Source organism: Pseudoalteromonas sp. P1-9, assembly GCF_001399975.1.
Classification (GTDB): Bacteria; Pseudomonadota; Gammaproteobacteria; order Enterobacterales; family Alteromonadaceae; genus Pseudoalteromonas.
Window position 1 is genome coordinate 18,657 of sequence record NZ_LKBD01000021.1, and the last position, 12,701, is coordinate 31,357.

Annotated in this window: 9 protein-coding genes; 6 read left to right on the forward strand and 3 right to left on the reverse strand. The window is 39.9% G+C overall.

All coding sequences use genetic code 11. The features are described from left to right. Positions 1–134 precede the first annotated feature (134 nt). Positions 135–1,016 carry a LysR family transcriptional regulator gene (locus AN214_RS13390; RefSeq protein WP_054980173.1) on the forward strand — a complete coding sequence of 294 codons (882 nt, stop codon included), beginning with the start codon at positions 135–137 and terminating at the stop codon, positions 1,014–1,016. A gap of 187 nt (positions 1,017–1,203) precedes the next feature. Further along, a complete protein-coding gene (locus tag AN214_RS13395; RefSeq protein ID WP_054980174.1) occupies positions 1,204–2,664 on the forward strand; it encodes an aerolysin family beta-barrel pore-forming toxin in 1,461 nt (486 codons plus the stop codon). A 189-nt stretch (positions 2,665–2,853) separates the two neighbouring features. Here the strand turns inward: AN214_RS13395 and AN214_RS22720 are convergent, their stop codons facing one another. Next, complete coding sequence (locus AN214_RS22720; RefSeq protein WP_161805685.1) at positions 2,854–2,994, reverse strand: hypothetical protein; 141 nt, start codon at positions 2,992–2,994, stop codon at positions 2,854–2,856. Positions 2,995–3,269: 275 nt separating this feature from the next. Here AN214_RS22720 and AN214_RS13400 point away from each other — a divergent pair, with 275 nt between their 5' ends. The 4 genes from AN214_RS13400 (at position 3,270) to AN214_RS13415 (ending at position 5,858) form a co-directional block, all read left to right on the forward strand. Next, a complete protein-coding gene (locus AN214_RS13400; protein ID WP_054980175.1) occupies positions 3,270–3,911 on the forward strand; it encodes an energy transducer TonB in 642 nt (213 codons plus the stop codon). A gap of 155 nt (positions 3,912–4,066) precedes the next feature. Continuing rightward, positions 4,067–4,624: a sigma-70 family RNA polymerase sigma factor gene (locus AN214_RS13405; RefSeq protein WP_235576755.1), complete on the forward strand. Its 558-nt coding sequence runs from the start codon at positions 4,067–4,069 to the stop codon at positions 4,622–4,624. Beyond that, a complete protein-coding gene (locus AN214_RS13410; protein WP_054980176.1) occupies positions 4,617–5,237 on the forward strand; it encodes a hypothetical protein in 621 nt (206 codons plus the stop codon). The genes AN214_RS13405 and AN214_RS13410 overlap by 8 nt, the downstream gene beginning before the upstream one ends. 9 nt (positions 5,238–5,246) lie before the next feature. Next, positions 5,247–5,858, forward strand: coding sequence for a DsbA family protein (locus tag AN214_RS13415; protein WP_054980177.1), 612 nt, complete (start codon positions 5,247–5,249; stop codon positions 5,856–5,858). Positions 5,859–6,015: 157 nt separating this feature from the next. Here AN214_RS13415 and AN214_RS13420 read toward each other — a convergent pair whose 3' ends face one another. Continuing rightward, complete coding sequence (locus AN214_RS13420; protein WP_082428573.1) at positions 6,016–6,477, reverse strand: histidine phosphatase family protein; 462 nt, start codon at positions 6,475–6,477, stop codon at positions 6,016–6,018. Positions 6,478–6,533: 56 nt separating this feature from the next. Then, positions 6,534–12,629, reverse strand: a complete 6,096-nt coding sequence (locus tag AN214_RS13425) for a DNA repair ATPase (protein ID WP_082428574.1) — start codon at positions 12,627–12,629, stop codon at positions 6,534–6,536. Positions 12,630–12,701 lie beyond the last annotated feature (72 nt).

Here is a 12,701-nt window from a genome sequence, read left to right on the forward strand (position 1 = left end):
ATTAATAAAAATTCGTTGCCTAAATGGGTACACTTAAGTAGTTTGAATAAATACTCGGTTGATAAATGCGCTAAGTAAGTCGTTTTTCCAAATATGGCTGAGCAGTTATCTTCAATTGTTACAGGAGGTATACCTTGCTAGATATAGTGGCACTGTTCATCAAAACAAATCAATTTAAAACCTTTCACGAAGCTTCGGTCAAACTTAATATCCCGTTGCCAACGTTACAAAGGCGCATTAAAAAACTTGAAGACGATTTATCATTAGCCTTGTTTTATCGAGAGCGAGGTAATTTACGATTAACCGAACCGGGTAAAAGTTTTTACGCGCATTGTTTAAATCATGTTGAAGATTTACAAAGTATTTTGTGCGATTTTAAAAATATTGGTGAAGACAAGGTAAGCACAATTAAATTGATTGCACCACAGAACTTTATTAAAAGTGTTTACTTTACAGGTTTGATTAACCGATTCAACACCTTACACCCTAATATTAAAATACATATGCTGCTCTCTGATGAACGATTAGATTTAAAATCAACCGAGTTTGATCTGGCCATTCGAATTGGCCAGCTCGAGAATTCGCAAAATATCTGTAAGGTGATAAACCAAATGCATTTCGTTATGGCATGTTCTTCAACTCTTATTGTGAAGTATGGCAAGCCTGCAAACTTTGATGACCTGGCTCATTTTCCACATATTTGTTGCTCACCTTTTGACAATTGGGGTTTTATCACGCTCACAGGTGAGCGCCATGTGTTCCAACCACATCCAGATTTTGTCTCAAATGACATCGAAATGTGCGCATTAGCTGCAGTTGAGGGGCGCGGTATTTATTACGGTCCGGCTTATTGTGTAAAACCATTCTTAAATGCCAATCGCCTAGTAAATGTACTTGACCATGTTAAGCCAATTAAGCGGGACATTAATTTAATTTGGCCTGATAAACTGATCCCTAAAAGCACGCGTTATTTAATTGACTTTTTGACCTGTTCGTTAAGTGGTATCGATATATAACACCGTCAGCCGTGTTTGATTAGCCAACCAAAAAGCTAAAATACAACTAACATTTTTGAAAATTTAACTTTCATTGATGCCTCTATTAATCTGCTTTAGCGATTTTTACTATTCTCAACAGTCCATTATTTCTGATGCTTATAAATACATGGACTGAATTTATATATGACTAAAAAGGAAGTAGTAAATGAAAAAATTATTCGCGTTAATGCTCATTGGCCAAGCAGGCCTTACCCATGCAAACTCTTCGGTGATTTATTTAGATCAAATTCAATATGAGGCGCTAGGTGAAGGTGTTTGTTCTAGTCAGAATAGGCTGATCACCAAAAGTGAAGCTGAGATTTACCGTAATGATATTGTTAAAAAAATGGGTAAATGGCAAATCACGGGTCTTGCCGATGGTTGGGTAATTATGGGACCGGGATATTCAGGTGAAATTAAACGTGGTACAGCGTCAAACTCATGGTGTTACCCGAAAAATCCGATGACTGAAATCCCAACATTAAGCGCTATTAATGTAGCTCCTGGCAGCCAAAGTCAAATTGAGTGGCAATTGGTAAACCAAAAAGAAGCTTTTATTAAGCCGCTTTCCTATCTTGCTCATTATATGGGTTTTGCTTGGGTGGGAGGTAATCGCTCTAATTATGTTGGTGAGGATATGGAGGTTACGCGGGCAGGTGATGGCTGGAATATCCGAGGTTATAATGGGGGCAGTTGTTCTGGTTATCGCTGTGGTGAGAAAAGTACCATTAATGTATCTAACTTCGAATACGTAATGGATACTGATTCTTATAAGATTACTGGTGATGTGATTGCGACTGAGAAAGAGTTAATTAGAACGGTCTCTGTGCCAGCAATTAACAATACTTCAGCAGATCAGATGTCGGTTGTAACCATAGAGTACGATACCTCAACAAATTGGTCTAAGACCAACGACTATAGCATTTCTGAATCGGTGACATTATCAAATACTTGGAAATCACCATCGGTGACAGGAGGATCGGATACGTCGCTGTCGATCACAATTTCGGCAAACCAAGCGTGGGGTGAAAGTAATGGTGGTTCTGAGAGCGAACGTGTTGTTGTGCAGGCGCGTACGAATGTGCCACCATTCACACGTTTAAATGCCAAAGTTGATCTTTTTAAATCCTCAATTTCATACCCTTATGAATTTGATGCTGACATTACGTATGACTTAACAGTCAACGGATTTATGCGTTGGAGCGGTAATGGTTTATTAACGCACCCTGATAACCGTCCAAATGAAACGGCTAATTTTGTCATTGGTCGATGGTCTGGGCAAGAGAAAAGTATTCCGTATCAATGGGAGCATCGCAATATTCCAGGTGAGAACAAAAAGTGGGATTGGCCTTGGATGATAGAGCAAACAAGCTTAACAACTATGCAATACTGGCTAAGCCGTGTACTTAGACCAAAGAAAACAACGCTAACAGGCCACTTTTATGCGCAAAGCCAATTTGCCGGTAATGTTTACTTTGGTGATGAGGCACCTCTTAATAATGGCGCACGTACGTTTAATACATCGCGTGCTTACGATGCTAGCAGCCATCAGGCACTTTTAAAGCAGCAACTAGAAGAAGCAGGCTTTAAAAATGTAGTGGTTAAAATTGAAATGGTAGATATCTAATTAAAAGGTCTTTGGGAGTGGTATTAGCCAAGTTTTATTTATTAATTAAAACTTAATCCATCCCCGAGTAATACTTTTGAAAATTCTTAAATAAAAAAGGCACTCAGTTTTAAACTAAGTGCCTTTTTAATAACCTGTACTTTTGTGCATAAGCAACTCCTTGTTTACTGGGATTGTCTCTTTATCTGGCTATTTAAACACTAAGTAAGTAGCACCAATTAATGACCCTGTTACAAGTGCTAATGTCATACCTGCCGTAATCAGGCTTGCAACAACAAATGTAGTTAAACCTGCTGTAAATAATAAATCAAACGCATTTGACGTGTTCATATCTGTATTCCTATTGTTTGTTAAGTAAAGCATTTAACGCTTTGGTTATTTATTAAGTCGTAGCAGGGCTTAAAAAGGTTTAGAAAAGAAATGGGTGTTAACTTAAGTAAACGATTTTTGATTGATTTTATTGCACCAGAACGGGCCGTAATACGTTGATAACTGTTTATAATTTGAAAGGTTGAGGTTTAAACTCAAAATTATTAAAAAATTTTTACCCCTTTTAGTATGGCGCTGCGTTTTATAGGTAACTCAATTAAAAAAAGGGAAAGCCTATGTTATTGCAACTTGATACTTTCGAGCCACAAATTCCGATACTAAAACTAACACTTTGCTTTATTGCTGCGTTGGCTGTGACATTTAGTTTGTTCGCGTTTATGCAGTTTTTAATAAAATCACCAAATCGAGTTGTTGATGCGCCCAAACCAATTATTGATATTGCGTTATACCAAGCGCGCGAAATTTCAGAGGTTAAGCAGAAAACTAAAATTCAACCACCACCAAAGTTAACGGAGCCTCCGAAACGTGTTTTGGAAGCACCAGCAAATGCGTCGAGCAATGCTCCGTTAACATTTGCACCCAACTTAAATGTGTCTATTGGTAGTATGCCAAGCAGTGCGCCTAGCCTTATGTCGCAAAGTGGGCAGGCAAGCCCAATTGTGCGTGTGCCACCTAAGTATCCTGTAGGAGCAGCTCGCGATGGCATTGAGGGCTGGGTGGAGTTGACGTTTAGTATTGATAAAACCGGCCGTGTTATCGATGCGCAAGTGATTGCTGCTGAACCCAAACGTGTTTTTAATACTGCTGCACTAAAGGCGTTAAAACGCTGGAAGTATAAACCCTCTATTGATAACGGGGTGGCACATATTCAGACAAACCAGTCAGTGTTGCTTGAATTTAAATTAGCGCAAGAATAAAGTGCTGTTATGTTTAGGGGATTGTTTTTGCGAATGTAAATGACTGATTGTGTTGTTTTAAAAAATTCTATGGGCGTATTTTTCGTAAATACGCTTAACCCCTAACACAGCGTCTACGCAAAAGTTGGATCAACGAGCAAAAGGAGTCGTTATAGATGTTGTTAACTTTGACTACTTGGCTTAGTGCAGACCTCAGCGCAGAGGAAATCATGGTGCGTTACCGTGATTCTGGGAAAAAGCGGTATTTAAATCAATTGGTAGATACTTATTATGACGATTTGTATCATTTTTTGGTAAGTCAGTCAGATCAAGTGCTTGCGCAAGATGTTAGTCAAAAAACATGGCTTAAAGTGATTGAAAAAAAAGCGTTATTTAAAACATCAATTTCGTTTAAATCTTGGTTGTTTATGATTGCAAGGCGTTTACTGATTGATGAATTTCGTAGCCAAAACAAACTCACTCAGCTAGATGATGTGCAGCTAGTATGCGGCCAATCACACGAAGTGAGTGGCGATGAGATGTTGGCGGTGCTTGATAGTGCGCTTAACGCACTCAATTTTTACCAACGAGAAGCGTTTATTCTACAAAAAGAAGGGTTTTCGGTTGATGAAATTGCACATATTACAGGGTGCGAGTTTGAGACAATAAAATCACGACTACGCTACGCAAAACAAAATTTACGCAATATGCTGAAAGGGTATGCAGATGAGTAACAAAGCAGACGAACTAATTGATTCGCTCTATAAAAAGCGCAAACAACAACTGCACTCAAGCGTAAAGCACAGGCGTGAATTTAGCGATAACATTATTGCCCAGTCGACAAAAAAACCAAAATCTAAACTTTTTTATCGCCTTCAATTTGCCATGAGCATTGCTGCGTTAACGATGCTCGGATTTGTTGTGTTTAACCAAGTGCAGCGTGAGGCTACGCCTCAATATAGTCAGATTAATGAAGCGAATTACTATCAAGTTGCTGTAGTAGAACGTCAATCAGAAACACTAAGCTGGTCGATTACGACTCAAAAAAATGCGTTAGAAAATGACCGTAATGCGCAAATCGCGAACTTAAATCGACGCTTTAACAACGCATCAGGTAATACAAATATAATGACCGTTAAGGTGCTTAATACGCAATTAGATTGGCATTTAGAGAGCTGTGATGGTTCGACTTTAATAAAAATAAAACGCGAGGTTGTTGCTGAATTAATGGCGTCTTCGAACTTATTTGATAGTACGCACACGGGTCAGTGGTTAGCGTTGGTATTAGATGAGCAGGGTGGTCCTTATGCGCTGCGAAAAGCAGGTAAAGCTAGTGTGTGTAGTTAAGGTGAAAATATGCGGTTTATTTATGTAATGGATCCAATGTGTGCTTGGTGTTACGGGTTTAAACCTGAGCTAGATGCGTTTTTGCAAGTACATTCAAATATCGATATTGAATGGGTGATGGGCGGACTTGCCCCTGATAATAACCAGCCGATGAGTGAGCAAATGCGCGAGACAATTGCCGCTTATTGGCAGCAAATTGAAGTGAAAACACAGGTTACATTTAATCATGATTATTGGCACTGCAATACGCCGTATCGCTCAACTTATTTAGCGTGTCGCGCGGTGATTGTGGCGAATGATTTACTGGAAAATGGGGCTGAAAAAATGGTCAATGCAATTCAAATTGCGTATTACCAAAAAGCGCAAAACCCATCGTTAGAAAACACGTTAATTGAATGTGCCATTGAGGTTGGAATAGATAAAGATGAGTTTGTTCACGCCCTTAATTCGGAGCAAACGCAAAAAACGCTTACACAGCATCTTGCTATGACACAGCAATTACACGTAACCGGTTTTCCCGCCTTGTTTTACCTTGATGAGAGTAATCAAGCTTACCCATTGGCCCTTGGCTTTTGCACATTTAGCGAATTAGCACAGCGATTTAACCGTATTTCAAAATAATTGGTGGTATTTGCGCTGTGTGTTGGTGGCCGGGTTATCGAAAAGTGCGAAACGTATAGTTTTGTATTCAATAAGCTAATTAATACGGGCTTTCAATAATGAGTTACCCGTATTTATGAACAAACCCCAATGGGTGGTGTTTCCCCAAAGCTATCGTTTAATTGTTAGAACTAAGCTGAGTTAACGCACCGCCTTCAATTACAAACAGCTTATCAAACTGATCTTCATTAATGGTGACATCTTGTTCGGTTAATAACTTTACAAGTTGTGGTGTGGTGTTGCTGTGCCCAACAATCACGGTATTGCCTTTTAATGTTTTGAGTTGTTTAACCAAGGCCGTTAACTGACGCGGGTTATAATGTGTAACCACAATGCCCAATTTTTGACTAAGCGGTTTTACGGTTTCTAAGGTGCGGTTGTAATTAGTGCTAAAAATATGCTCAATTTCTTTGTCTTTTAACATGCTAACAAGGTGCTCTGCACGAGATTTACCCGCGTCAGACAGGTTCGGATTAATGCCATCGCGCTTTTCAGCATGGCGTAGCAAAAAGAGGGTATCAGGTGTTGCAAATGTTGCCGATGAAAATAGGATAACAATTAGAAAAAATAAAGTTCGCATAGCGTTACTACTTATGTTGTTTGACGGGCTCAATTAATTGAGCCCTTTATATTAAATTAAGACACAATGATGTCTTTATCATCTTCTGTTAATACAGTTTTTGGCTCTTCAAAGGAGTCATCAATCGACTTTAATTGCTTTGAAACAGCGTCAACTTTATTCCAAACATCATGGTCGAGCCTTACTTTGTGTTGCATAACTTTAAGCACAGGTAGTAGTGAAGCGTCAATTGTTTGGGCCACGGCCGCTACTGCTTCAGCCACTTTAGGATCGGTATGATTATCGACAGTGACTTTTGGCGAAATAGTTGAAAGTGCCACAATTAATTGCTCAAGGGTCTGTTGTGATAAGGTTTGCTGCGTTTCTATTGCCTTGCTTATTGTGGCTAATTGTTGGTTGATATCATCGCTTTGAGTTTGGCTATTTTGCACAATGGTTTGCAATTGCGTTAGTAATGATTCGTTAACATCATTCGTTGCATCCCTTTCCAAACTTTGTTGCTGCACGTCAGCAAGGTTTTTCAATGTTAGCGCAAGCGCACTTGCATTTTGCTGTGTTTGTTGACTGCACGTTAACTGTTCTTGGTTTTGCTGAGTGATTTTATCTAGCAGGGTGTTACGCGTTGATGCAACTTCGTTTTGTTTGCTCAAGTTGTTAAGCATGTTTTCGTGTGATTCAGCAAGTTTTGCAAGCTGATTTTCTATTTCGCTTAATTTTGGTGTCTTGAGCGTTTCAATTAGACTTTGCAGCTTTTCAAGATGGTGGCCTTTACTTTCATTGCTTTGACTTAACTCGACTGCGATTTGTGATAGCGAGTCATTACTGTTATTGCGTGTCAACGTTTCAAGTAATATGTCATTTTGCTGATTGACTGAATGTGCTGTATTGTCTTGTGCTAAGGCCAACTTGGCAAGTAATTGCTCTACATTTTCAAGTCTAGGTTTAGCAATCGCGCTAGTGAGGTTTGCGAACATATCAGGATATTCTGCACTGTGCTCATTGCGCTGAGTGAGAATGTTTGCAATGTTATCAAGCGTATCGTCGTTGTTATTTTTAGCAATATTTTTAGCAATCAGAGCAAGTGAATCTTGATACGGTGTGTTTGCTAATTGTTCAGATAAAGCAGATGCTAGCGTTTCAAATGATTGCGAACTATCAAGCTTTGCGAGTGAGTCACTTAGCGCCGTAAATTGTTCAGCGTAGTTATGCATTAGGGTGTTTGCATTTAATTTCTCGCCTATTTGCTCGAGTGAACTATGCACATTAGCGAGCTGCTCAACAGCCATCATTTCAGCGCTTCCAGCTTGGTCAAGTTTGTTTTTACTGCTGTAATCTTTTTTTATCTGCAGCCAACGCTGATTGTCTTGTTCACTCAGTGTGCCACGCAATTCAGCGAGTTTCAGCAGGTTTTCTTCGCTGCCTTTACTCAATGTTTGAGCTTCACCGCGGTAATGATCTTGAATTAAATTTTCTAGCTCTTCATCATTCATTGCCGCTACGATTTTCTCTGCCATTTTGTTCATATTTCGGTAGCTGCCTTGCAGTTTAAATGGCGGTTCGGTGCGATAGCTATCATCTTGTGCTGCAGACGCGATGTATTGGGCATTCACTTTCAACACGGTATTTCTTACGTGCATTAGCTTGTCTAGTACTGCGGTAATTTCATTCGCTTCTGCTTGTGAATATCCATATTCTAGCTCGTTTAGAGAGATGTCTTCACCTTGGCAAATACGCACAAATTTATACAGGTCTTGCATATTACGGTTAGCAAGTGGCGCAAGTACAGCGTTTGAGGTCAGTGAGTTTTCAATAAAACTCATGGCAAATTCTTGTTCACAACCAGCTAAGGTGTCACCTAAATTATAAATGTCCGCACGGTTTGCAAGCATGTCTGGAATTTTAAATGATTCACCTGATTCTGTGTATGGGTTACCCGCCATCACAATGGAGAACTTTTTGCCGCGCAGATCATAGGTTTTACTTTTGCCATTCCAAACGCCATCTATTCGTCTAGAACCATCACACAAGGAGATAAATTTTTGCAAAAATTCAGGATTTGTATGTTGAATATCATCGAGATACAACATCACGTTATTACCCATTTCAAAGCTTTGATTTATCTTTTCGATTTCTTTTGCAGCTGTGGCGTTAATTGCTTGTGCGGGATCAAGTGATACTTGGTCGTGCCCAATTGACGGGCAGTTTACTTTAACGAATGTTAAACCTAAGCGGTTGGCAATGTATTCGATCAAGGTGGTTTTACCGTAACCCGGTGGCGAAATAAGCAGTAACATGCCCATTAAATCAGTGCGTTTATTTTTACCAGACGCGCCAATCTGCTTTGCTAAATTATCACCGATAATTGGAAAATAAACTTGATCTATTAGCTGGTTACGAACAAACGAACTGAGTGGCTTAGCCTTAAACTCATCTAATTGTAACTTATCTTTTTGTAACGTAATGACTTCCTTTCTAAGCGCATGGTATTGCTCGAAACGTGGCACTACATCGCTACTATAATGGCTTAAGCGTTGATTAAACTCAGCATAATCGAGCAACATGATTTGTTCTTTAACCCGTGCATGCTGTCCCATTAGGCCCGTTACTCGAGTTTCGATTTTGCTGTCGATTTTAACAAACGTTGCTTGGTATTGGTGGCTAAATAATACGTAACTTGCAGCTTCAATCGCAGTGTGAGTATCGACTTCGTTTGCTTTACAGTACGCATTCAACCAATTAATTATTAGTGCCGCTTGGTCATCAAAAGTGTTTAGTTTGCTAACAGTGTCAGCTAATGTATGCCAAAAAAGTTTGCTTTTAGCTGAACCAATAAATTGCTCAGCTGCCGTTTTTGCCTGTGTGGTGATAGTAAACTGTAGAGACTCATTTGGCATGCTAGCAAGCTCAGCTATCAAGTAGTCTGCAGCAAGAGCATAAGAGGTCTCCCCAAGCAATGGTGTGGCAGTTACTAAATTTTCACTAAATTGTTCAAGCTGTTCTGTTAGTTGATTTGCCAGTGAAAGCTTAAATTGATCATTGCCAAATTCGTCACTCATTAGCTGGCTATTTTGCGCTTGGCTTTTAAGCGTATCACGTTCAATTTCAGTCAAAGAGATAAACAATGATTGCGCTAAAAAGCGGGCTGAAACTGGAAATGTCAGCAAGCCTAAACTCTGTTGTTGAGATAATAAATTGTGCAAGATAATAGCTGCATCATGATCATGAATGCCTTTGTCGTAGCTTTCTTGATATCTTGGCTCGGCAAATTTTTGAACTAACGGTAATAACTGAGATTCTTGTTGCGCTGAAACTAAGCGTTCTAATGTGAGCCCCTGATGTTGCTTTCTCGCTGCGCTAAGGATCTGATATGCCAAATACTCTGCGCGATAAACTTGGCTATTTTCAGAAATTAAAGACTGTTGCCATATTTCTTGGCAAGCGAGCATTTTTATTGACGTGTCGGGGTCGGTAATTGGTTCAAAGTAATCTGTTCCAGTGAGGTGGAACATAAGTGCATCGTCACGTGGTAGCAGCGTTAAATCGAGTACTTGATTGTTAACACTGAATACGTGTTTACCAATACTTACAGTATTACCACCGTCTGTATAAATGTCTTGTTTGTCTCGCAGCGTGCGAATACCTTGGTCGCGCGTGGCTTTGAGCTTGGCTTCTAGATCATCTGCACGAATTTCGTCGCCGAGAGATTGCAGTTCTTTTATTAGTTTACGCAGCTTGCCTATCATTGGGTCGCCAGCGAAATAACTGTTTAGCGCGTCGAGCTCATTAAAACTAGATAGCCTACGAGTTACGCCTTGTAAGATACGTTCTGCGGCATTAGTCAGTGATAGGGCGCGACGTTGTTGTTCATCAAGTAGCTTTTGTTTATGTGCTTCAAAGCTTTCATAAACGTCATCGCGTTTTGCGATAATTTCAGCTAAATATTCATCATGATCACTGAAAAGTGATTCAAGCTCTTCTAATTGGATCAGTAAACGAGATAACTGCTCATCACATTCTTGTGGTGTATTGGCGCTATTTAATGCGCCTGTGATACTTTGCGAAAAGAGTTTAAAACGCGCGGCAAATTCTGCTTTTGCTTCGACTGAACCTAAGCTTTTACGTCTTATTTCAATACTGGCTTTTGCGCGATTTACGAGCGCATAAACACTGCTTATATCTTCTAAAATTTGAGTGCGCACACGGCTATCATCAATCTCTAGGTCAAGCATCGTGTGATTGAGTAAATCAAGCTCTGCAGCCAATGCATCTAGTTTGCCAAGGAAGTCATTAAGCTCAGTTACTCCCTCACTTTTTTCACTTAACTCGGAAATTTCATCAAGTTGTTTATGATAAGGCGCTAGCGCTTCTGCTTTTTGTAAGAACGATGCGGTAGCATTGCTTAGCTGTGTTTCTTGCGCTGTGATGTTGTTTTGCAGCTGGGTGAGCGCAGCGATATCAATGTATTTCACATCTTCAAGACTGATAACTTTACCGCTTAGCTGCTTGAGTGTCGCAAGGCTTGCAACAAATTGATTCGCGAATTTAAAACTATCAGGGCGAATTTCTTTTAGTGCATTGTTTATTTGTAGTTCGATGTCATTAAGCGCTTCTTTGGCTTTGTTTTGAATTTGAGTGATTTTCTCAAACTCATCGAGCACTTGTTCTGCAGTTTCAAGTACGTTGTGCAGTTTGCTGTTTAGTTTTTCGAACTCTTTTTTGCTTAACCAATGATAACGGTCGAAAATGGCACGTGCTAAGGCAATAAGATCTTCATAGTGATTTTGTGTTGCGCTCTGTTCTTGGATAGCTCTACAGACACTGAATAAATCTGAAATACCACGCACCAAATCGGGGTTACCAATCTTACCAAAGGTACCTGTTGGTGCAGGCGCGCTCGCTGCATACTCAGCCGATACGAAGGGGCTTTGCCAAATTTGCAATGGATGTACACGTTCAGCTTCGTCTTTTTCGGCTTTAAAAGTAACAGTTAAGCCATCTTGGTAAACGCCATAGCCGTGACAATAAATAGGGTTTTGCAGATTTTTTTCAATGATATTATAAGCGAATAGGGCATAACGGCCCTCGCTTGGCTCATAAAATATATACAGTACATCTTCACCATTAGGTGAGCGCAACTGTTTATGAAACTCTAAGTCGTTTAGTTTATCTTCGAAGTAGCGTGATTGTCCTGATTGCAGGTAATAACCACCGGGATAAATAATCCCATGGTCTTCTGGTAAAGACACGCAGGCATGCGCCAGGGCATCTTGCCGCACAATCGATTGGCTACGTGTATTGTAAATATAGTAACGAACGATTTTTTCGCGATAAGGCAATATTCTTAGCAGCACGAGATCACCAACAATGGCATAGTCTAAATTGCAATCAGCTAATGACTGATTTTTGTCTTCGAGGGACTCTTGGTAGATACCCTGGCCAGAATTAGTGTTGTTTTCAACTTTGAAAGTAAGCGCTCCACCTTTGGTATCGATGAAGATTTTATCACGCACGTTTATATGCGGGTGAGTGCCTTCAATATGGTTTTCACGCGAGGTTTTTTCCCATTCAAAATCGTAGTCTTGGCGATTTTGAATGTCTCTTTCGCCGCGGTTGTCGATATAGTTTAAGGTGTTATCGTTTTCGATTTGCCAACGAAACACTCTAACGTCGCTGAGCTTGTCACCGATTTGGAATAGGGCATAGAGTTTGCCATGTTGGACAAACAAATGTTGTAGCTTTGCTTCTTTGTAATAAGTATAAAGTTCCTCAAAGTCACGAATAAAACGGCTATCCGTTAAAAAACGGGTATCGCTTGGGTAGTTATCGACCTCAAAATGGTCATCCACTATGGTTAGCTTTTGTACGCTAAATACATCGTGAATACTGGTTTGTTTCTTCAAACCGATGAACACGTTGTAAGCGAATATTAATTTGTCGCCAATGATCACAATGTCTCGAGGAACACAGTTATTTTCGGTACGTACGCGTACGCGGCCTTTAACCTGTAGCTCGGTACTGCCAAAGCTATCAATACGTTGATGATTAATGGCATTAACTGATGATTTTAAATCACTTCCTAGGTTGCTTAGGCGGCGCTTAATAAGATCGTATGATCCTTGTTCTAAAGCGGATTGTTGTGTTTGTTCCGTCATTTACCAATGTGTCCTGAAAAAATTGCCTTAGAGTGCGAGGCGCGCAGATGCGCGCCTTATTTATAGTGCTTT

Excerpts from the sequence above, each read along its gene's own strand:
- AN214_RS13410 (WP_054980176.1), top strand. The coding sequence starts at position 4,617 with ATGAGTAACAAAGCAGACGAACTAATTGATTCGCTCTATAAAAAGCGC.
- AN214_RS22720 (WP_161805685.1), bottom strand. The coding sequence starts at position 2,994 with ATGAACACGTCAAATGCGTTTGATTTATTATTTACAGCAGGTTTAACT.
- AN214_RS13405 (WP_235576755.1), top strand. The coding sequence starts at position 4,067 with ATGTTGTTAACTTTGACTACTTGGCTTAGTGCAGACCTCAGCGCAGAG.
- AN214_RS13425 (WP_082428574.1), bottom strand. The coding sequence starts at position 12,629 with ATGACGGAACAAACACAACAATCCGCTTTAGAACAAGGATCATACGAT.
- AN214_RS13400 (WP_054980175.1), top strand. The coding sequence starts at position 3,270 with ATGTTATTGCAACTTGATACTTTCGAGCCACAAATTCCGATACTAAAA.
- AN214_RS13395 (WP_054980174.1), top strand. The coding sequence starts at position 1,204 with ATGAAAAAATTATTCGCGTTAATGCTCATTGGCCAAGCAGGCCTTACC.
- AN214_RS13415 (WP_054980177.1), top strand. The coding sequence starts at position 5,247 with ATGCGGTTTATTTATGTAATGGATCCAATGTGTGCTTGGTGTTACGGG.
- AN214_RS13420 (WP_082428573.1), bottom strand. The coding sequence starts at position 6,477 with ATGCGAACTTTATTTTTTCTAATTGTTATCCTATTTTCATCGGCAACA.